Origin of the sequence: Vibrio sp. 1151_11 (assembly GCF_029478525.1) — a bacterium.
Classification (GTDB): Bacteria; Pseudomonadota; Gammaproteobacteria; order Enterobacterales; family Vibrionaceae; genus Vibrio; species Vibrio anguillarum.
On sequence record NZ_SHMN01000012.1, the window covers coordinates 51,151 to 72,573 of the forward strand.

Here is a 21,423-nt window from a genome sequence, read left to right on the forward strand (position 1 = left end):
AGATCAGTTTAGGCTTCTGATTTTGGACTAGAGTGTATTGCAGTATAATGACAATAACTTTGTGACCCAAATACAGGCAACTTGCTTTTCCGTTGCCTAGGACATTTTATGAATAATGATATTGAAAAAGATTTCAATTTAGGCGGTAGTGTAGAGCATGCGCTCAAGGGAGATTACGAGCTAAAAGTCAACGCCGTGCTCAAAGAGGCATGGGATTGTACGATCAAGCAATTTATCTCCTTTTCTCCTTCCATCGTGATTCTTTTATTTGTGCAGCTTGCGATCTTCTATATTGCTTTAAAATTGCAACTGGGTGATCCATCACTAATCTTGGATGCGTTAGAAACACCAGAAGCTTTCACAGGCAATATTGTACAAGCTATTTTTGTGGCTAATTTTAGCTATGAGGTCGTTAGTGCACCTATTTATGCTGGCGTGAGCTTAATGGCGATGAGTCATGTCGCTGGGTTAAGAACACAGCCAAGACATATAGGTAAGGGATTACAGTTCACCATCCCAGTGATTTTAGCAACGCTATTCAGCTTATTACTGCAAGGTGTAGCAGGAATGATTTTCCCATTGCTATCAATGTATTTGAGTATTGCGTTTAGCCAATCCATCTTATTGATCTGCGAAAAACGGGTTCCACCTATGCAATCACTGCTATTATCCTTACGCGCAGTCAATAAAAAAATCGTTCCTATTGCCGTGATTTATTCCGTGATCATGCTAATGTTCGTTGCCGCCGCGCTCTTTTATGGGATAGGTTTCATTTTTGTATTACCTTTCTTCTTCCATGCTAAAGGGATTATTTATCGTAATATGTTCGGCATCAAACTAAAGATCATAGCGACTAATCAATCCGACAATAATCCAAATTCTCAGGTGTTCAATGCGTAAAATAATCTTACTTACCGCCATCTTGCTCGTGGTTGTGAGTTGCAGCGTTTATTACGTCAAGCAAACCTCAACCGAGACGACTTATAAAAGCGACATTCCATCTTTACAAGGTGCTAGAGCTGTTGGAAAAGCGCCTGACTTCTCAGCCATCAATGATGTGAATGAGAAAAAGCATGCTTTTTTTTCTTTCTTAAAACCAGGTATCGCGTGGGAAAATAGACGTGTTTTGCAAGAGCGTGAGATATTAGAGAGGATTGCACAGCATCATTTAAGCAATCAGATAGCCAAAAGTGACTATAGTGAGGCGCAAAAACTCTCTAAGCGATATGAAGTACCGATTCCTGCAGAAGGCATCACTAGCGCATGGCTAGAAAACATGCTGCATCGAGTTGACGTTTTACCCGAAGCGTTAGTCTTGACCCAGGCAGCGAATGAATCGGCTTGGGGAACCTCTCGCTTTGCAACTGAAGGAAACAACTATTTCGGTCAATGGTGTTACAGTGTAGGGTGTGGGTTGGTACCTTTGCAACGAGTGGAAGGTATGACTCACGAAGTGGCGAGTTTTGGTTCTGTTCAAGAGTCAATCCACGGTTACTTCATGAATGTTAACCGCAACTCCGCTTATCATGATTTACGAGAGATTCGTTTTCGATTAAGAAAAAATAATGCCGATTTATTGAGTGCCGACAGTGCCATGGAGATGACCAATGGCTTACTGAAATACTCAGAGCGCGGAGAAGCTTATGTGCAAGATCTTCAATCTATGATGCGTCACAATCAGCCTTTCTGGACAGAATAATAATGAAAAAAAGAACACTTACCTTATTACTGACAACGCTATGCCTTGCTAACGCATTTCCCGTTAACGCTCAAGAGTATATGTTTACATACTCCAAGTTGTTTTCAGCAATGAAAAATAACGTGAAAGAAGAGTACCCCAATGTCAAAGTCGCTTATTATTTCCTTAATGCCAATACCAAGCAGCTCTGCCCAATAGAGAAGGCTTGGATGGAAAAAGAGAAGCACTATGAAGCGTTGAAAGTCAGTAGCAACCACGAGCTACTACTTCCTTTAGACGATCATTTACGGCAAGCGAATCCGTTAGTGTTTGTCGATACTCCTGAAGATATGCGTTGTGACTTTTCGACTGTTGTTATGGCAAAAGAGCAGTTCAAAGGGGAAATATCTTACCAACAGGTCGCCATCTTATTACCCCAGATGCAAAAATTACTGGAAGAGCTCGGCGGGATGTTTGCGAGTTGGTTCACACCCGATGTTTCTGGTGTCACACTCGAATTTACCAATAATTTGAATTCGGTCATTCAGTTGAGTAACGGCGAAACCATTAACATAGAAAATGGCAAAGCCCAAGTGGACCTCAGTCAACTGGGTGAAGGTGGATCGATGCAGTTGCCACAAGAAACGGTTCGCGTGTTACCTTATCTTCCCAAAGCGAAACATTAGACATGTTGGGCTAATATCAATAGGGCTGCATTCGCAGCCCTTACTCGTTTTATCTTTGTAGGAACATCAAAGATTGGTGACATCCAACTTCAACCTAGGATCAAACTCCATCACGCTATCCTCATCTTCGAGCGCTAGGATTGGCATCTCTTCTTTATCAAAACCAATGTCGCCGCCATTAATAACGCCTGAATCACGGTTAATCGACTTAAAGTCAAACAACTTGAAATCAGCCAAATGGCTAGGCACTACATTTTGCATTGCACTAAACATGGTCTCGATGCGCCCAGGGAACTGTTTATCCCAGCCATTTAGCATTTGCTTAATGTTTTGACGTTGCATGTTTGGCTGAGAGCCACATAGATTACATGGAATAATCGGATACTCTCGCATGTTCGCATATTTGATAATGTCTTTTTCACGACAGTAGGCGAGAGGGCGAATTACCACATGTTCACCGTTATCAGACACAAGTTTAGGTGGCATTCCTTTGATCTTTCCACCATAAAACATGTTCAAAAATAGCGTTTCTAGAATGTCGTCACGGTGATGGCCTAACGCAATTTTCGTCGCACCGAGTTCTTTGGCTGTACGGTACAAAATACCGCGGCGTAAGCGTGAACAAAGTGAGCAGGTGGTTTTCCCTTCAGGGATCTTATCTTGAACAATAGAATACGTGTCTTCTTCGACAATTTTATATTCAACGCCTAGTTGCTCTAAGTACTGCGGCAGAATGTGTTCAGGAAATCCGGGCTGTTTTTGATCAAGATTCACGGCAATAAGCTCAAAGCTAACAGGGGCACTTTTCTGAAGGCTCATTAGAATATCCAGCATGGTAAAGCTATCTTTACCGCCAGAAAGACATACCATAATACGGTCGCCATCTTCAATCATATTAAAGTCAGCAATGGCTTGACCCGTATTACGACGGATACGCTTCTGAAGTTTATTGAAATTATATTGTTGAGCTTTGGTGCGCTCTTGAATTTGCTCAGTCATCAGTGTCTGGTCTTTAATCTTTAAAACAAAATAGAGTGCGTATGATACGGATAAATAGCGCAGATGCCAGATCTAACAAGTAAGGAAGATAAAAAATCCCCCTCGTCTATGACAAGGGGGATCGATGATAGATCGGGCCATTTTAAATAGAGGTTTTAGGATCTAAAGGGCTCACGTAGCCATGCGGCTTTAATGCTAAAACATCACAGTTAATTTTATCAATGACTTGTTCTGCCGTGTTGCCAATAAATACCGCAGATAACCCTGTACGCCCCGTCGTACCAAGAATAACCATCGCCGCATTGAGCTTTTCAGCTGCTTGAGGAATGACGTCTTCAGGCAAGCCTTGTTCTACAAGTGTTTGAGATTCATCTATACCATGCTTTTGTCGCAATGCTTTCATTGCCATCAAATGGTGACCACGAACAGCATCAGTGTAGGTCATTGGATCAAACTCGGGCAGCTCAATGGTAATATTCGCTGGCGTAATAGGGTATGAATTCACCAGATAAGGCGTCGCACCTAAACGAGTGGTGAGGCTTTTTAGTTGTTCAACCATGCAATCATTTAAATCAACATGAGCCGGATTTTCTGATCCCACATGTACCGAAGCGATTATATTCGCATTCTGTGGCCAATCTGAATTTTTGACCAATAGCACTGGAGTTGGGCATTTACGCAATAAGTGCCAATCTGTCGGTGTAAAAATAACGGATTCCAGGACATCATGCTTACGCGTCCCTTTGATCAGAATGTCATGTTCTCCGTAAAATATCTCAGCAATAATCGCTTCATAAGGGCGGTTATGCCACACCACTTTCACTTCAAATTGGATCGAACTATCAATATACGGTTCAGCTACTTTCCTCATCCATTGCTCGCGCTGATGGATAACACCACGTCGCATAGCATCACGTTCATCAACAGAGAGCATCGACGTCATGTCATAAGAGAAATCATAAATAGATAGAAAAAATGTAATGTGGCTAGAAGACGTGCTTTGCTGCGCTAACTGTATGGCTCTGGCAAGGGCGGGTTGTTCATCGTGGTTGATGTCAGCAACTACCAGAATCTTGCTATAAATACTCATATCGACTCCTTAATTATGGAGGAGGGCGTTAGAGTTACTTTAGCTCATAACCAGCGAGAATTTTAGAAAAAAAGAGAGTTTTTAACAGAAGTATGACGTAGCTCATTTAAGAGCTACCTCATTGAAGTTACTTAGTTTCTTTAGATACGCCTGCCAGTTCCATCAGTTGGTCATGGTCAAGGATTGTGATGTATTTGCCTTTAACGCTAAGGATTTCAGACTTCTGAAAACGGCCGAGTAGACGACTGATCGTTTCAACAGTGAGACCAAGGTAATTACCGATATCACCACGAGTCATTGTCAGACGAAACTCTCTAGGGCTAAAGCCGCGCTGAGAGAAACGAGTCGACAAGTTATAAAGAAAAGCCGCCAATCTTTCTTCTGCATTCTTTTTAGATAGCAGAAGAATCATCTCTTGGTCGCCCTTAATTTCATTACTCATCAAGCGCATAATTTGCTGACGTAACTTAGGCATTTTACCCGAAAGATCATCAAGAATTTCGTAGGGTATTTCACATACCATTGATGTTTCTAGAGCCTGAGCAAAACTAGGATGAGAATCATCAGTGATCGCGTCAAAACCAACTAAATCACCCGCTAAATGAAACGCAGTGATTTGTTCATCACCTTGCTCAGTAATGGTATAACTTTTAATTGTACCTGAGCGAATAGCGTAGAGAGACTTAAGGTCGTCACCAGCTTTAAATAGCTCTTGGCCCTTTTGGATAGGTTTTTTACGCTCAATAATTTGATCAAGTTGATCAAGTTCAGATTCATTGAGAGTAAAAGGAATACAAAGCTGGCTAATGCTGCAATCTTGACAGTGAATTGCACAACCACCAGATTGAATGCGCTTTGCCGCTGGCTTATCAGAAATCATAACAACCTTTCACTTTTTGATGTACATCAATATTTTAGCACCCATTACCCCTAAAGGATAGCGAAAAAAGATGCCATAAATCAGACAGCTACCACGTAGATGATAAAATACTCACTGCTCCATAACCCGTGTATAGACCATAGAGTATGATAAAAATCGCAGCAAAATGACGAAATATGAATGATTGTTGAATGTTCTTCAAACGGGTCGCTCCGTAACCAACAAGAAGCATCGCAGGTAAGGTTCCCAAACCAAAAGAGGCCATAACCAATGCCCCTGACAGCGCACTACCGGACACCACAGACCAAGTCAGTACCGAGTAAACTAGCCCACAAGGTAACCACCCCCAGATAAACCCAAAAGGGAGAGCGAACCACGTTTTCCTAAGCGGGAGCAATGATTGCCCAAAAGGCGAAATAAAACTCCAGATTTTTTGCCCAACCTTCTCCAGCTTCAACAGGCCAAACCACCAACGTCCAACATACAATCCAAGTACAATCATTAGGCCTGCCGCAATGAGCCGCAACCAAATCAACGCATGATTAAGTGTAGAGAATTCGGATAGCGAGGCGGCGAGGCCTCCTAATAAACCGCCAAACAGCATATAGCTGGCAATACGCCCAAGGTTGTAAAAAACAAGCAGTATTGGGAGTCGATCACTGCGCTTTTCACCTAAGGTCAAAAGAGAAGCAATCCCGCCACACATTCCCATACAGTGGCCAGCTCCAAGTAAACCGATAAAGAAAGCACCAATCCAATCTGCGGTCATTTTTTCTCTTCTTTTGATGAGGTAAGTTCATCTTCATCAAACAAAATATTGTGTCCTTGGCGTTCTAAATCTTCAAACTGTTCGCTTTTTACTGCCCATAAAAAGATGATGACGGCGATCGTAACCAAAACGATCGCTATGGGGATCAATATATAAAGACTTTCCATCTACTTATCCCTCTTTTTGAGTAGTCGAAGAGAATTAGATACCACAATAATCGAACTCGCCGACATGCCCACAACGGCAATGTAAGGAGCAACCAGCCCCGCAACGGCGAGTGGCAAAACAATAATATTGTATCCAAGTGACCACGCTAAATTTTCCCGAATGATTTTGCGAGCTTTTAACGCTAAGCTTCTGGCTTCCAATAATCTGTCGAGTTTATCACCAAGTAAAACCATATCAGCAGATGCTTTTGCGACATCGGTTCCACCACCCATAGCGACTGATAAGTGCGCACCAGCAAGCGTTGGCGCATCATTAATGCCATCGCCAATCATCATGGTGATATCATCATCTGGTAACGACTTTAAGTAACTCAGTTTATCTTCTGGTTTGGCATTCGATACGACAATATCGATGTCCATTTCGGCGGCCACACTTTGGGCATTAAGTTGAGAGTCACCTGTTAATAGCGTGATCTTAATTCCTTCCTGATGGAAACGATCGATAAATTGTTTCGCTTCACTACGGATAGGATCGCGGTACGTGAAGGTCGCAATGTGTTGCCCGTTGAGCGACAGATAAATACGATTTGCTCGATCATCACTGATGTCGTTCAAAACAAATTCGGCGCTGCCGATACGAACATCGCCGCCTAAATATTTACCTTGAATACCAGACCCAATCATATTCTGCACATGCTCAACACGAAACTCGTCATTACGATATTGCGCAAACGCTCTGGCAATGGGGTGATTGGCATGATGCTCCAAAGCAGCGGCTAGCGCCAAACAATGGTTTTCGTCTATATCACCATGCAACTCAACGTCACTAATTTCGATATCACCACGGGTCAACGTTCCCGTTTTATCAATAATCAAATGGTTAACTTTACAAAGTGTTTCAAAGACATGGTTTTTTCTCAATAAAATACCAAAGTCACCCATTCGTGATGTAGCGCAAGTGATGGCTGTAGGGGTGGCAAGAGAAAGCGCGCACGGGCAGGTTGCCACCAAGACCGCTAACATGATCCAAAATGCATCTTCAGGTTTTGTCTGGTGCCAATAAAACCAAGTGGCTGCTGCAATAATCAAAATTACAGCCACAAAATATCTCGCGACAATATCAGCAATTTCTGCAATCTTAGGCTTAGACATTTGAGCTTCATCTTGCAGTCTAACAATATTGGAAATAACGGAATCCGCTTTAGATGCAGTGACTTCCAACTCGAAAGATTCATCGCCATTTAATGTACCAGCAAAAACAGCATCACCGACTGTTTTGACAACTGGTACTGATTCACCGGTCAACATTGATTCATTAATATGAATACGCCCATTCAACACTCGACCATCAGCAGGGACGTGTTCTCCAGGCAACACGCGAATTCGATCACCAAGAGCTAGAGTTTTTACAGGCACTTGACGGCCATCCAACGTAGTTGCAACCGCAGGGATCAATTTCAGTAAATTGCCGCTAGCCGCCGCGGCTTTTCTACGCGCCCGCATCTCTAAAAATCGTCCAACCAATAAGAAAAAGGTAAACATTGAAATGGATTCAAAAAAGACTTCGCCTTGTTCAGTCACTGTCGCTATCAGACTAGCAACATACGCAAAAATAAGAGCAATAGAAACAGGGACATCCATACCTAATGTTCTGCCTCTAATGCTTCGCCAAGCATTGAGGTAAAAGGGAAGGGCAGAGTATAAAAGTACGGGGGTTGCAAAGATCAAGCTAACCCAACGAAAATAATTGCGAAACTCAGAATCAAGATCACCGAAGACCTCAAGATAGAGCGCCACAGCAAGCATCATCACTTGCATGGTGGCTAGGCCTGCAATACCCAAGCGATAAAGATATTGCTTCATTGATTGATGGTAGGCTGCCTCATGTGCGTCTGCTTCAAAAGGGGCAGCCTTATAACCTAATTTATGAATAGTGGAGAGTAATTCACTGAGTCGTGTTTGTGTCTTATCCCAACTGAGTAAAGCACGGTTGGTAGTGGTATTGACCCTTATCGAAATTACCCCATTTTTATGAGAGAGTTGTTTTTCAATTAACCAAGCACAAGCCGCACAGGAAACACCTTCTAACGATAACGTCACTTCGGACGTTTCGTTGTCGTTACGAACGAACTCTGCTTGTACATCATCATTATCATAATGAATGAGTGCTTTGAGCTGCTCTGGCACAAGCTCCACTTTATCTGCAGTGGTCGTTCGGTATTGGTAATAAGATACTAGGCCACTCTCTACAATGGTTTTAGCCACGGTTTCACAACCGGGACAACACATATCTCTGCTTTCACCTAGAATATCAACTTTATAATCCGTGTTGGCTGGTACATCTTCACCACAGTGGTAACACGCTTTGCACATAGTTTAATTCATTAATTGAGTAGAAGTTGGCATTGGAAACGTTACTCGACCTTGGATTAACCACTCCTCATTGTGAGGAGTGAGTTCGATGAACCAAGGGCCTTGTAACGGGGCAGGCAGGGTAATGCGATATATACCTTGTGCATCCGATGCGACAAGTTGTGTGAAATCACGGTCTGGCAGTGTCCGATGAGCAAACATCATTTTAATCGCGGGGTAGTGTTCAAGCTCACCTTTATTAAATTTGAAGATAATATCATTACCCTCAGAGTAGACTTCAGAGCTGAGCTTTAATGCTTTCGCTTCGTTAATTTTTGATAGGTCAATATTAATGCCTTTGCCTTTTTTGTAGTAATCCTCTGTCACCAATGACACTGAATTCTGAGAAAAGACGATAACCGTTGCAATCGTCCATATCACCACAGTTAACGGTAAGATGATCAGAAACCACGGCCAGAATTGTTTATACCAAGGAGTTACCATAAAAAAGTTCTCAACAACAAAATAAAGAAGGCTTATTAAAAAGAGAAGAAAGACAGCCCTAATAAAGAGCTGCCTTTGTTGTGCAATTAGTTCTCTGTATTGCTTAAACTCCACACGTAAGCAGCAACCAGTTGAACTTTATCTTCACCGAGAATGTCATTCCAAGCAGGCATAACACCTGATCGGCCATGCATGACCGTTTGAGTAACATCGGCTCTTGAGTCACCAAATAACCAATCGTTATCAGTAAGATCAGGTGCTCCAAACGCAGGGTTACCTTTACCATCCGTACCATGACAAGCGGCGCAAACGACGAAGCGAGCTTTACCTGCTTCCGCTTCTCGAACGTTCACAGAACGCCCAGAAAGGCTTAGGGTATAACTCACCACTTCCTTCACACCTTGCTCACCGAGGACATCTTTCCAAGCTGGCATTTGTCCAATACGACCATGTCGGATAGTGGTCACAATCGCTTCTGGTTCACCACCATATAACCAAGCATTATCGGTTAGATTCGGAAAGCCTTTTTGACCACGAGCGTCAGAACCATGACACTGAGAGCAGTTTTGTAAGAATAAACGCTGACCAACCTTCAATGCATCAGAATCTGCTGCAATTTCAGGAATAGGGCGTAAATCCGAACCGCCGCCAGTATAAGCTAAGCGTTTAAATGCTTCACCAAAGTAGGTGTTTGCGTCATCTAACTCTTTTGCATACTGTACTAACACTTTATTGTTTTGCGCATTTGCAATCGAGGCTTTGGACTCATCAAGAGAGCGAATGGTTTGATCTGAACTTTGCCAACCAAGTACACCTTTAAAACTACCTAACCCAGGATAGAGGGTCAGATAGATAGCGGCAAAAATAAACGTACTAATAAAAAGATAGGTCCACCATTTAGGCAGAGGGTTGTTGAGCTCACGAATACCATCGTATTCATGGCCCATATCCGAGCCTTCTTCCACTCCCATTTTGTCTTTTAAACACCAAACGAGCAGAATCGCACAGCCCAGCAAAGTTCCCACCGTAATGATGATGACCCATAGACTCCAAAATGTCGTCATTGTTTAGTCACTCCTTGTTCCTTAGAGGATTTGGGCTGTTCATCGGCAAAAATGAGGTTAGCCGCTTCATCGAAACGAGCTTTACGGTTTTTGCCATAGGCCCACCACACTACGCCTATAAAACAGACGAACAGCACTATGGTCCAAATACTGTGAATAGTACCGATATCCATAACTACCCCTTACTTCATTGCGTGACCAAGAGATTGAAGATAAGAAATGATTGCATCCATTTCTGATTTCCCTTCGACATCTTTTGCTGCATTCGCGATTTGTTCATCGGTATACGGCACACCAAACTGATTACGGAATAATTCAAGTTTGCTTTGCGTAAGCTTGCCGTCCAACACATTTTTTGCTAGCCAAGGAAAACCGGGCATGTTTGATTCAGGAACCAGTTCGCGAGGATTAGTCAAGTGAACTCGATGCCATTCATCAGAATAACGACCACCAACACGAGCCAAATCAGGCCCAGTCCGCTTCGAACCCCACACAAATGGATGCTCCCAAACACTTTCACCAGCCACCGAATAATGACCATAACGCTCCGTTTCGGAACGGAATGGGCGAATCATTTGGCTATGGCAAACGTTACAACCTTCGCGAATATAGATATCACGGCCTTCAAGTTGCAGCGCAGTGTAGGGCTTAAGATTTTCAACAGGCTCAGTAGTTTGCTTTTGGAAAATCAATGGCGTGATTTCAACCAAGGCTCCCCAACTGATGGCAAAAATAATGAAAATAGCCAGTAAACCGACATTACGTTCGATGATTTCATGGCGATTATTAGAACTCATTCTTTCATCTCCTTATGCCGGTTGAGGAATAGCTTTTAAGCTATTATCTGGTGCAAAAACCGTTTTATACGTGTTGTAAGCCATCAGGAACATACCTGCTAAGAAGATAAATCCACCAATGAATCGAACGGTATAGAATGGGTAAGAGGCTTGGACAGACTCAACAAAACTGTACGTTAACGTACCGTCAGAGTTAACAGCACGCCACATCAGGCCCTGCATAACACCTGAAATCCACATCGCAACGATGTAGAGCACCGTACCAATAGTCGCTAACCAGAAGTGAGCATTGATTAGACCAACAGAGTACATACGCTCTTGGTTAAATAGGCGAGGGATTAAATGGTATACCGAACCAATCGACACCATTGCAACCCAGCCTAGAGCTCCAGAATGCACGTGACCAATGGTCCAGTCGGTGTAGTGTGACAGTGCGTTAACTGTCTTAATCGACATCATTGGTCCTTCAAACGTAGACATTCCGTAGAATGACAATGAAACGATGAGGAATCGTAAGATTGGGTCATAGCGCAGTTTATGCCAAGCACCAGATAACGTCATGATCCCGTTGATCATCCCGCCCCATGAAGGAGCAAACAACACCAACGACATCACCATGCCAAGTGACTGAGTCCAGTCAGGCAGAGCAGTGTAGTGTAAATGGTGCGGACCAGCCCAAATGTAAAGAGAGATCAAAGCCCAAAAGTGAACAATCGATAAACGGTATGAATAAACAGGGCGTTCAGCTTGTTTTGGTACAAAGTAATACATCATACCAAGGAAGCCGGCAGTAAGCAGGAAACCCACCGCATTATGACCGTACCACCACTGAACCATAGCATCCACCGCCCCAGCGTAAACTGAATACGATTTACCCATAGAAACAGGGATTGCCATGCTATTTACAATATGCAATACAGCAACAGTAAGGATAAAAGCTCCGAAGAACCAGTTTGCCACATAGATATGTGCCGTCTTACGTTTGACGAGTGTTCCAAAAAACACTATCGCATAAGATACCCATACAAGAGCAATGGCGATATCAATTGGCCATTCTAATTCCGCGTATTCTTTACCGGAGGTATAACCCAAAGGTAAAGTTATTGCTGCAGATAAAATAATGGCTTGCCATCCCCAAAAGGTGAAGGGCACAAGAGGACCACCAAATAGACGAGTTTGACAAGTACGCTGAACAACATAATAAGATGTTGCAAAGAGGGCACTTGTACCAAACGCAAAAATAACCGCATTAGTATGCAGAGGACGTAAGCGACTGTACGTCAACCACGGCGTATCAAAGTTTAGCTGTGGCCAAACTAATTGAGCGGCAATCAAAACACCTACAGCCATACCAACAATACCCCAGAGAATAGTCACTAAGGTAAATTGCCGAACAACTGTATAGTTGTAGTTTTGTTCAAGCTGCTTTTCTTGGCTCATTTGCATGCTTCCAATTTCTAATTAACTACACTTTACTTCCAACACGACACATGTCGTAATGCCCCCCAAATCCACAATAGAAATACTGCTTTATCATAACGTTACTATCTATTGCTGACTTTTAAAAAAAGTGGCATTTTCAACCGTCAACTATACTGCAATTAACAATTCAATGACAGAGTAGTAACCTTACAGTTGTTCAGGATTTGGCCTTTTATTTCAAAACTTTGAAGTTTGTTACACGAGGAAGGAAGCATCATGGCTTCAGAAAAGCTTACAAAACACAGGTTTGCTCAAATACTAATCGCATTACTCATTCTTTTGGTCGCTTTTTTCTGGAGGACTTTTTCTTATCAAAACGTCGACATGACGAGCTGCACTCCAACGCCAAATTGTTCTGTATTTGTAAATGAACAGGAAATTATAGTGATTAAAGATGATAACTTATTCAACATTCCGACCACTGGATAATCCAACCAAATTCACCCAATAAACCTATAACTTTCAAGATAATTGGAAAAAGATCCTCGATATAAACTCTTACAAAAATAAAACATGAACCCAATCTGGTTCTTGGATTGATCAGCATAAATAATAACTAGAATGAAATCTTCGATTATCAGACTAGTTATTAGGTATTTTATGGTAAATGCTGATTATGTTTAATGTCATGAGGATAGATAGAAAAAGAGGAAGGAAATATTCGTACATTAAAATATGATCATTTATAATTTAACATAATATACATAATACGCACTTTGATTTGTAAACCATCATAGCAATTGAAACCATACATCCAAATTTTCATTTCACAGTGAAATCACACCTTACTCATAACTCTGCTGCATTGATTTGTATCCGTATGTATTTCTCTGGAACTTTATATTTAAATTTTTTGCCTATCTTGATTTTAGATTTTGCTTTCGCGCAGATTTGGTAATCACCGTTTGTCCCAACGCCTACAATTTCTGCATAATTTTGAACATGCTTCATTTCGATCATCACGTCACAATATCCATCAAGCTTAGATCTATATTTTTTAAGAGCTTTCAGCGTTTGCTGTTTTATTGATTTCGCGACAGGATTACTTTCTGAATCGTCGGCATAACCCTTTGAACAGAAAACTACTATCACTAACGAAATGATAACTACACAGATTTTTTTCATCGTCGAGAACCTTTACAGAGACTTCCATCATGATATCAGCGAGTTATAAATGGACGATATGTAAAGTTAATCGTTTCGACGATGTTCGTTTTTTAATGAAAACAATCTGTAACTTAAGAATGGCAGACTCAATGTGACTTCTTGGTTCGTTGCTCTTTTGTATGAAATCCCTGATGAGGAAAAACATTGCGAATACGCTGTTGAATTTTTTTAGGTACGTCTTTAGAAAAAACCAACTTAACACCCGTTCTCTGCTGGTAAACTTTTAGTTCGCCGCTCAAGTCTGTCTTTTCAGCAATCTCAGTCACATTATGTTTAAAACTTGGAGGGAAATGACCTTTAACTTGTGCTACGACACCATCTTTGAATTTAACTCTCAATATAGGCCGATCAACAGCGACTAACCAAAAGATAACTGCAGCAGCAGCCAGAATGACATACAACATTTTTATCTCCTTTCTTATTCAGACAGTAATTTACTTAAATCTTCTTTTAAACTTGAGACGGTTCTACTCGCTTTTTCGCTACGAGATGCTTCACTTAACAGGTATTCAATCGCGTCAGACAAAGTGCAACCAAGCTCATTGGCTCGATATGATAGTTTTTCCCACACTCGATAATCGAGATCGATAGATTTCTTTCTGGTGTGTAGTTGCTCGGCATTAAAGTGGCGTTTGCGTTTGGCTCTAATTGCTTGCTTGAGTTTATTACTCAGTTCAAGTGACATGTGCTGATCAATCCACCCAAGAACCAGATTGGGTTCATGCTCTATTTTTTTTAACTGTTCAATTGCAACTAGAGCTTCACTTTTGTCTACATAACGAGTGATTGTTTCGCCATCCTTCCACTTATTAATTAAGTATTGCCACTTCCAACCCGATTCCAAATTTTCAAGCTGTTGATATTTCATAACGTAAAATCCATGCCAAGTTAGGGTGACAGCGTAACCCACCATCGTTCAGAGTTCAATTTTTGGATTCAAAAAAGCGAACAAGATCAAGCATAATAATGGAGCTGTTAGACATTGCTATTTTTCTATATAATCTGGCTTCTTTTAATAAACACTAGATTTCAATGACTCAAAATATTTGGCGTTCAGTCACACCTCAGTATGATCAATTCCACTCGCAACTAGCTCAGTACCCTAGTCTATCTCCGGTAACATTACTCGACACACAGCCCAGACTAGCAACCGCTATTCAGCAGTTTGTTCAATTGAAAGGTTTTACACGAGTGATGTTGATCAACGCGCCAGATAACTCAATCTATCGTCAATTAGTCAGTCAAAAACTTCAAGTAATAAAGCCAAACTCGCACGTTATTTGTACAGAGTCCCTCGATATGGGGACTATCTTTGGCCAATACCGCGCTGAAAATGGGCTTATCACCAGCGAAATTCCTGGTTTATTGGATAAAGCCAATGGTGGTTATCTTCTGATCTCCGCTAATATGCTGCTGGCTAATCCTAAAATGTGGCCATTATTAAAAGCGGCAGTATTAGGCGAAGATGTAAGCCCCATTAATTGTGATGCTAAATCACCACACCCCTCACCAATCTCTAAAAAATATGAGGTCAAACTGATCATTTTAGGTGATAGGAACCAGTTAGCCGATGTCGACTATTTGGATGCAGACGTCCGCTCAAGCTTTTGTTTCTACACCGAATTAGAGTTGGACCTGAAAATTGATGAACAATCGATATTGACCTACCTCGCTTATTTGCGTTGGATATCTGAAGAATACCAACTCCCTACACTGACTGAAGATGCCATTCCTGCTCTTATGACCGCAGGTGCCCGTTTCACGGAAGATCAACATTACACACCGTTATGTGTAATATGGCACAGAACACTCATAGAAGAAGCGGCCTTAGAGTCAAATCAGTATCCGATTACTAAATCTCATATCGAAAGTGCCTTAGACAAACGCTATTATCGAGAGTCTTATCTGCAGCAACGAGCACTCGACGATATACTTGATGGACAAGTCATTATCGAAACTCAAGGCGAACAAGTCGGCCAAGTCAATGGATTAACGGTGATCGATGTTGCTGGCCATCCTCTTTCCTATGGTGAACCAGCTCGTATCTCATGCGTTGTGCACTTTGGTGACGGTGATATTACCGATGTCGAACGCAAAGCCGAGCTCGGTGGTAATTTGCATGCAAAAGGCATGATGATAATGCAAGCCTTTGTAAGCAGCTCAATGAACCTTGACGCACCGCTTCCCTATTCGGCCTCAGTTGTCTTCGAACAATCATACAGCGAAGTGGATGGCGACAGTGCATCACTAGCCGAGTTATGCTCTTTAGTAAGCGCTTTATCTGAACATCCCATTAACCAACAAATCGCTGTGACAGGTGCGGTTGATCAATTCGGGCGAGTCCAAGCTGTTGGCGGGCTAAACGAAAAAATTGAAGGCTTCTACCATGTGTGTAAGCATCAGGGATTCACGGGTGGACAAGGCGTCATTCTACCAAGAACAAATCTAAAACATCTTGCGCTTCATAAAGATGTAGTCAATAGCATTAAAAATGATGAATTTCATATTTGGCCAGTCGCTACAGTTGATGAAGCCGTACCGATCCTTATGGGTGCGTCATTCAGAGACGATGACGAAGAAAGCATCATTAATAAAATTGCTCAACGTATTGAAAACTTTGAAAGGCATGATCAATCACACAGTATTGCAGAGCGCATTAAAAACTGGTTTGTGTAGCACTGATCGGAGTTGTTTAGCGTACACGTGTTCCCTAATATGCACCCTATCAAAAATTGGAGTAACTGATAATGCAGAATAAACGAGATTCATATAATCGTGAAGACTTACTAGCCTCTAGCCAAGGTGAGCTTTTCGGGCCTGGCTACCCTCAATTGCCAGCGCCAAATATGTTGATGATGGACCGCATCACCAAAATGTCAGAAACCGAGGGCGAGTATGGTAAAGGCCTTATTCTTGCTGAGTTAGATATTACTCCTGATCTGTGGTTCTTTGATTGCCATTTCCCTGGCGATCCTGTAATGCCTGGCTGTTTAGGTTTAGATGCGATGTGGCAATTGGTTGGTTTCTTCCTTGGCTGGGTTGGTGGCAAAGGAAAAGGCCGGGCATTAGGTGTTGGTGAAGTTAAGTTCACAGGTCAGATCCTACCAACAGCAAAAAAAGTAACTTACGAAATCACGATGAAACGGGTTGTTAACCGTAAACTTGTAATGGGCCTAGCTGATGGTCGCGTTCTTGTCGATGGCAAAGAGATTTACGTTGCAAAGGACTTAAAAGTAGGTCTTTTCCAAGATACTTCTGCTTTTTAATGACGTTAAACTATTCATAAGCGACTCATAGAGTCGCTTTTTTCTCATCAAAACACTTAGTTATAGTGCCTTAGAGTGGCTTGAATACTAAAAAGCCCCTTCCGGGGCTTAAATCCTTTTGCATGTATGTGGGAGTTTATTTGTAGAGACCAGCTTGTTTGTCATCTCTGGCATCGCGCCAACCACCTAGCCAATATGAACGAGCGTCCGTTTGTTGATAAGGGCAAGCCTCTACGGAACGTCCGTTTAAGCCAGCTTTATACCCATGAGACTGTGCTCTTTCAAGGCGATCACGCTTTTGTCTCTTCATCATAGTGTAGTCCTCATACAGTAACTTGTGTCTTACATACAACTATTAAATCTACATGGCATATCTGTTACGCCACAATTAAGAATTGCTCAAAAATTCGACTTTCTCAAGTTACAAAAAAGGCGCAGATTCTAAATTGTGAACTTGCGCCATTCTTTACACTATTTAATTATTTTCTGCGGAACCCAAAGAGAGCAAGTAGTGTCAGAGTAATCCACCCCATACTACCGCCTTTACGTTCAACGGGTGGAAGTGCCGTGCTGCGGACTTCAATATCGCTAGCCGCCGCGCCAGCAATCGGGATCAGTTTAATCGCGACAACGCTTTCACTTCCAGAAGTACAGTATGAGTTATGGGAGAAATCGTAATAGCCACCAGTACATTTAAATGCACTTGCTGCAATCACACCATCATCGTTGATATCTGAGGCTTCAAAAATACGGAACTGGTTATTATGTTGTGAGTAAGCCCCACCGTTGGTTAGATCATCTAACCACCAACCTTGGTTCTGGAACAATGCCATTCTTGCTGCATTACTCCCTGTACCGTTGAAAGGATAGATAAAGCCACGATGACGACGTTGTTTGCCTCCATCTTCACGACCTTTTTCTGCATCGATTTGACCGACAATTTCATTGAAATTGTTGATCGCTTTCGCTTCACCGCCCGCACCAGTAAAGAAAATTCCACCTGATAGATAGTTAGCTACAGGTGTTCCGCTATTAGCATCTGCCACGAAAATACGGTTTGCTGCTGCGCCGCTTTCAGGTTTATCGCCTCGACGTTTTGTTTCACCGATCACGATTAAATGGTTATTAATATCTGTCGCTAATGAGTTGGAGTAAATCACATCTCCATCCACTTTCAGTTCTGTGCCAGTAATAACCTTACTACTCCACATATCATGCTTAGGAGTTGTTACGTCGTAACTTGCATTAGGATAGAATACTGTTGCTTGCATTCTAAACACATTATCATCGCGATAGGTATTAAAACCAGCCATAACTGGCTTGTTAGCGTAACTGCCAGATGTAGGAATAGCAGCGCCTCTTACACTTGCTTGTGCAGAGTATCCGCTACGGTTTGCTTCAACATCACCGATCCACCCTGTTACGCGGTAACCCGTCGATGTAGATGCTGTGTCCCACATATAAGCTTGCGTTGCAAATGCAAAATTTTGACACTGACGAGTTAACTGTGGATCGAGACCATCACTCACACAAGTGTTAACATCGCCATTGTAGTCTTTGTTATCATCATCACCATTACCCGTTAAATAAGGGCTAACTGATGCACTACCAACCACAAACTTATTGGTACCGTCACTGAATACATCATAAGCGAACGTCCGGCCCATTTTTTCAACAATTTTATTATTTGTATCTTTGACAATTGTGGTATCTGTTGGTGGATTTAAAATATTGCCATTATAAAAACCACGTTGACGGTAGCCTAGAGCGTAATTACTTCCAAACTGTGTGTAACCGCTGTTCGTAATACCAAAAGCAGAAATGCCGTCTAACCCAGTTAAAACAGTATTTTGTGTATTTGCAATAGAGCTAAAAGTCAAAACAACTTGCGATGAATTAACAAAGGCCGCTGCATTTTGTAGATAACTACCATTATCCCAAGCATCACGCTCACGCTTCAAACCGCCAGTTTCAACATTGTTGTACTCAAAACCGTGCCACTGCTTATCAGCCCATGCGTCACAAGTAGAATAACCGAGTTCGTTAGAGCAATAGCTTTTCAGATCATCAATATCCTGATAAACAAAACGATTATCCATTTTGAATGGCACTTCATCACGATAGGAAATGCCATCAGAACCATTGAGCGTATCGCCACCAAACGCAAAAGTATTACAGCTATTTCCGGCCGTAAAACAACCTAATGGATGCGATGAAACCGTATCTTTTTGTATTGCCCTTCCATAATATTCATTAGCGACTAAGTTACCGGGTGTCACTTCTACAATTTGGTAAAGTGCAGCATGAGCTTGAGTGGCAGCCAGAATACTGGCCGCAATTACGGTGATTTTAAATGTTTTACTACTCATTAATAATCTCTAACTTTCCTGTTGCATTGCTTCGAGCTCTTCCCAGCGCTCGAAAGCAATTTCAAGCTCCTGCTCTTTCGCAGTTAACTTATCTAAAACGGGCTGTGTTTTGTCTGCTGATTGCATGAAAAACTCAGGATCGTTCACTTGCTGTTGAAGCATTTCAATATCATTCTCAAGTTGCTCTAACATTGCGGGCAACTCATCCATTTCTCGCTGCAGTTTATAAGATAACTTTTTAGGTTTTGTCTTAATTGGCGCTGTTTTGAGAGTTTCCTCAACCACTTTTTCTTTATTGCTGACATTTTCAGCAACTCGTGACTGCAAAACCTGAGCTCTTTGTTGCTGAGCATCGTGATAGCCTCCAACAAATTCTTCAATTTTGCCATCGCCTTCAAAAATCCAACTCGTTGTTACAGTATTATCAACAAATTGACGATCGTGGCTGACAAGCAGCAATGTGCCTTGGTAATTGGCAAGCAAATCTTCTAAAAGTTCCAAAGTTTCGATATCTAAATCGTTGGTTGGTTCATCTAAAATCAATAAATTATTCGGTTTGAGGAAAATACGAGCAAGCAACAGTCTGTTTTTCTCACCACCAGATAGCGCTTTTACAGGCGTTCTCGCACGTTTAGGGGCAAACAAGAAATCTTGTAAGTAGCTTAATGCGTGCCGTGGGCGCCCAGCCACCATCACTTCTTGTTTTCCGTCAGCTAAGTTGTCAATTACCGACTTCTCAGGATCGAGGATCTCACGGTACTGATCAAAATAAGCAACTTCAAGTTTGGTACCGCAATGTAATTTGCCACTCTGAGGTTGTAAATCACCCAACAGCAGTTTCAGCAGCGTACTTTTACCACATCCGTTAGGGCCAATAAGTGCAATGCGATCACCACGCATGATATTGAAACTGAAGTTCGAGACAATCTTTTTGCCATCAATGCTATAGCTAATATCCTTCGCTTCGAAGACAATTTTTCCTGAACGCGCAGCGTCATCGATTTGCAAGTTTGCTTTGCCCTGTACCTCACGGCGATCATTACGCTCTTCTCTTAGCTTCTTGAGTGCTCTTACACGCCCTTCGTTACGAGTACGACGCGCTTTGATGCCTTGGCGAATCCAAACTTCTTCTTGGGCCAATTTCTTATCAAACTCGGCATTTTGCATCTCTTCTACGCGCAAGGCTTCTTCCTTGGCGACAAGGTACTGATCATAATCACCAGGAAACGAGCTGAGTTTACCGCGGTCAAGATCAACAATGCGTGTCGCCATTGAGTGGATGAACGTCCGGTCATGCGATACGAAGATGATCGAGCCTCTAAAATCTTTCAAAAAACCTTCAAGCCATTCGATGGTGGTTACATCAAGGTGGTTAGTCGGTTCATCAAGCAGAAGGACATCAGGATCACACACTAGTGCTCTTGCAAGAGCCGCTTTACGCTGCCATCCACCGGATAAATCCGTTAGTTTGGTGTGGCCATCCAGTTTCAACGCCGCCAGAACATTTTGGATACGTTCTTCAAAACGCCATGCCCCTGTATGCTCTAGCTGCTCTTGAATGCGAGATAACTTATTGATATTACTTTCACTTGGATCGACAACGATGAGATCCAAAAGATCTTGATAGATCTTTAGATACTCACCAACTTCCGCTAATCCACCAGCAACATAATCAAAAACGGTACCGGCTTCATCTCTAGGCGGATCTTGTTCTAATCGAGAAACAACAACATCTTGTTCTATCTGCATTTTTCCGTCGTCCATGATGATTTCTCTCGCAAGAACTTTCATTATAGTCGACTTGCCTGCACCGTTTCGGCCGACGAGACAAACTCGTTCATTTTCTTGCAATGCGAAATCTGCATGATCGAGTAATGGGTGGTCACCAAATGCTAATTGACCGTTATGGATGGTAATTAATGCCATTATTTTCTAACCAATGAAGTAATGTTTGTTGGTCAAAGGGCCAGCTCAGTTCGGATTCTTGATATTTAAGAACCGGAATAGTGACCCCGTAACGAGAAAAGAGCGCATCATCAAATGCAATATCAACAATTTGGACTTGTTCAGCAATGTTTACCTGCTGAACAAGCTGAAATGCCATCTCACAGAGATGGCATCCTTCAGTACTGTAAAGCGTGAACGACTTCATT

General features: G+C 42.1%; 23 protein-coding genes and 1 pseudogene. 6 read left to right on the plus strand and 18 right to left on the minus strand.

Annotation, left to right across the window (positions count from 1 at the left end):
- The first annotated feature begins 108 nt into the window (after positions 1-108).
- The 3 genes from EXZ60_RS10600 to EXZ60_RS10610 are packed head-to-tail and all read left to right on the plus strand — an operon-like array spanning position 109 to position 2,364.
- Positions 109-900: a membrane protein gene (locus tag EXZ60_RS10600; protein WP_026028002.1), complete on the plus strand. Its 792-nt coding sequence runs from the start codon at positions 109-111 to the stop codon at positions 898-900.
- Positions 893-1,699: a glucosaminidase domain-containing protein gene (locus EXZ60_RS10605; protein ID WP_069212176.1), complete on the plus strand. Its 807-nt coding sequence runs from the start codon at positions 893-895 to the stop codon at positions 1,697-1,699. Before EXZ60_RS10600 ends, EXZ60_RS10605 begins: the two co-directional genes overlap by 8 nt.
- A gap of 2 nt (positions 1,700-1,701) precedes the next feature.
- Positions 1,702-2,364, plus strand: a complete 663-nt coding sequence (locus tag EXZ60_RS10610) for a DUF2987 domain-containing protein (RefSeq protein ID WP_194567426.1) — start codon at positions 1,702-1,704, stop codon at positions 2,362-2,364.
- A 66-nt stretch (positions 2,365-2,430) separates the two neighbouring features.
- On the opposite strand, the gene ttcA is transcribed toward EXZ60_RS10610, so the two are convergent.
- The 11 genes from ttcA to ccoN all read right to left on the minus strand — a co-directional run bounded on the left by ttcA (position 2,431) and on the right by ccoN (position 12,426).
- Positions 2,431-3,363 (minus strand): tRNA 2-thiocytidine(32) synthetase TtcA, encoded by a 933-nt coding sequence (ttcA, locus tag EXZ60_RS10615; RefSeq protein WP_017042881.1) that lies wholly within the window; start codon positions 3,361-3,363, stop codon positions 2,431-2,433.
- Positions 3,364-3,505: 142 nt separating this feature from the next.
- Complete coding sequence (gene uspE, locus EXZ60_RS10620; protein WP_019282274.1) at positions 3,506-4,453, minus strand: universal stress protein UspE; 948 nt, start codon at positions 4,451-4,453, stop codon at positions 3,506-3,508.
- A gap of 127 nt (positions 4,454-4,580) precedes the next feature.
- Positions 4,581-5,333 (minus strand): FNR family transcription factor, encoded by a 753-nt coding sequence (locus EXZ60_RS10625; protein WP_010320258.1) that lies wholly within the window; start codon positions 5,331-5,333, stop codon positions 4,581-4,583.
- Between the two features lie 88 nt (positions 5,334-5,421).
- Positions 5,422-6,102 (minus strand): sulfite exporter TauE/SafE family protein, encoded by a 681-nt coding sequence (locus tag EXZ60_RS10630; protein WP_013856891.1) that lies wholly within the window; start codon positions 6,100-6,102, stop codon positions 5,422-5,424.
- The gene (gene ccoS / locus EXZ60_RS10635) at positions 6,099-6,269 is read right to left on the minus strand and encodes a cbb3-type cytochrome oxidase assembly protein CcoS (protein ID WP_013856892.1); all 171 of its coding nucleotides are present in this window, start codon (positions 6,267-6,269) and stop codon (positions 6,099-6,101) included. Before ccoS ends, EXZ60_RS10630 begins: the two co-directional genes overlap by 4 nt.
- Positions 6,270-8,642, minus strand: a complete 2,373-nt coding sequence (locus EXZ60_RS10640) for a heavy metal translocating P-type ATPase (RefSeq protein WP_064625187.1) — start codon at positions 8,640-8,642, stop codon at positions 6,270-6,272.
- 3 nt (positions 8,643-8,645) lie between these two features.
- Complete coding sequence (locus EXZ60_RS10645; RefSeq protein WP_017042885.1) at positions 8,646-9,125, minus strand: FixH family protein; 480 nt, start codon at positions 9,123-9,125, stop codon at positions 8,646-8,648.
- An 86-nt stretch (positions 9,126-9,211) separates the two neighbouring features.
- Positions 9,212-10,189 carry a cytochrome-c oxidase, cbb3-type subunit III gene (gene ccoP / locus EXZ60_RS10650; RefSeq protein WP_013856895.1) on the minus strand — a complete coding sequence of 326 codons (978 nt, stop codon included), beginning with the start codon at positions 10,187-10,189 and terminating at the stop codon, positions 9,212-9,214.
- On the minus strand, positions 10,186-10,362 hold the full coding sequence (locus EXZ60_RS10655) for a CcoQ/FixQ family Cbb3-type cytochrome c oxidase assembly chaperone (RefSeq protein ID WP_010320252.1): 177 nt from the start codon (positions 10,360-10,362) through the stop codon (positions 10,186-10,188). Before EXZ60_RS10655 ends, ccoP begins: the two co-directional genes overlap by 4 nt.
- A 9-nt stretch (positions 10,363-10,371) precedes the next feature.
- The gene (ccoO, locus tag EXZ60_RS10660) at positions 10,372-10,986 is read right to left on the minus strand and encodes a cytochrome-c oxidase, cbb3-type subunit II (RefSeq protein WP_013856896.1); all 615 of its coding nucleotides are present in this window, start codon (positions 10,984-10,986) and stop codon (positions 10,372-10,374) included.
- Positions 10,987-10,998: 12 nt separating this feature from the next.
- Positions 10,999-12,426, minus strand: coding sequence for a cytochrome-c oxidase, cbb3-type subunit I (ccoN, locus tag EXZ60_RS10665; RefSeq protein ID WP_026027333.1), 1,428 nt, complete (start codon positions 12,424-12,426; stop codon positions 10,999-11,001).
- 258 nt (positions 12,427-12,684) lie between these two features.
- On the opposite strand from ccoN, the pseudogene EXZ60_RS19210 reads away from it, so the two are divergent.
- Positions 12,685-12,962: pseudogene (locus EXZ60_RS19210) on the plus strand (hypothetical protein).
- Between the two features lie 295 nt (positions 12,963-13,257).
- Here the strand turns inward: EXZ60_RS19210 and EXZ60_RS10670 are convergent.
- The 3 genes from EXZ60_RS10670 to matP all read right to left on the minus strand — a co-directional run bounded on the left by EXZ60_RS10670 (position 13,258) and on the right by matP (position 14,503).
- Positions 13,258-13,593 (minus strand): hypothetical protein, encoded by a 336-nt coding sequence (locus tag EXZ60_RS10670; RefSeq protein WP_277435678.1) that lies wholly within the window; start codon positions 13,591-13,593, stop codon positions 13,258-13,260.
- 128 nt (positions 13,594-13,721) lie between these two features.
- Positions 13,722-14,039, minus strand: coding sequence for a DUF3634 family protein (locus EXZ60_RS10675; RefSeq protein WP_013856901.1), 318 nt, complete (start codon positions 14,037-14,039; stop codon positions 13,722-13,724).
- 14 nt (positions 14,040-14,053) lie between these two features.
- Positions 14,054-14,503 (minus strand): macrodomain Ter protein MatP, encoded by a 450-nt coding sequence (gene matP / locus EXZ60_RS10680; protein ID WP_277435679.1) that lies wholly within the window; start codon positions 14,501-14,503, stop codon positions 14,054-14,056.
- 164 nt (positions 14,504-14,667) lie between these two features.
- On the opposite strand from matP, the gene EXZ60_RS10685 reads away from it, so the two are divergent.
- Together EXZ60_RS10685 and fabA are read left to right on the plus strand one after the other, a co-directional pair.
- Positions 14,668-16,311 carry a Lon protease family protein gene (locus EXZ60_RS10685; RefSeq protein ID WP_277435680.1) on the plus strand — a complete coding sequence of 548 codons (1,644 nt, stop codon included), beginning with the start codon at positions 14,668-14,670 and terminating at the stop codon, positions 16,309-16,311.
- Positions 16,312-16,382: 71 nt separating this feature from the next.
- On the plus strand, positions 16,383-16,901 hold the full coding sequence (fabA, locus tag EXZ60_RS10690) for a bifunctional 3-hydroxydecanoyl-ACP dehydratase/trans-2-decenoyl-ACP isomerase (protein ID WP_013856904.1): 519 nt from the start codon (positions 16,383-16,385) through the stop codon (positions 16,899-16,901).
- A gap of 136 nt (positions 16,902-17,037) precedes the next feature.
- On the opposite strand, the gene rmf is transcribed toward fabA, so the two are convergent.
- From rmf to EXZ60_RS10710, 4 genes are all read right to left on the minus strand, one after another.
- Entirely contained in the window at positions 17,038-17,211 is a 174-nt protein-coding gene (rmf, locus tag EXZ60_RS10695) for a ribosome modulation factor (RefSeq protein ID WP_010320553.1), read from the minus strand.
- 169 nt (positions 17,212-17,380) lie between these two features.
- On the minus strand, positions 17,381-19,270 hold the full coding sequence (locus EXZ60_RS10700; protein WP_277435681.1) for a DUF3466 family protein: 1,890 nt from the start codon (positions 19,268-19,270) through the stop codon (positions 17,381-17,383).
- 9 nt (positions 19,271-19,279) lie between these two features.
- Entirely contained in the window at positions 19,280-21,196 is a 1,917-nt protein-coding gene (locus EXZ60_RS10705; protein ID WP_277435682.1) for an ABC transporter ATP-binding protein, read from the minus strand.
- Positions 21,174-21,422 (minus strand): glutaredoxin family protein, encoded by a 249-nt coding sequence (locus tag EXZ60_RS10710; protein WP_277435683.1) that lies wholly within the window; start codon positions 21,420-21,422, stop codon positions 21,174-21,176. The genes EXZ60_RS10705 and EXZ60_RS10710 overlap by 23 nt, the downstream gene beginning before the upstream one ends.
- Position 21,423 lies beyond the last annotated feature (1 nt).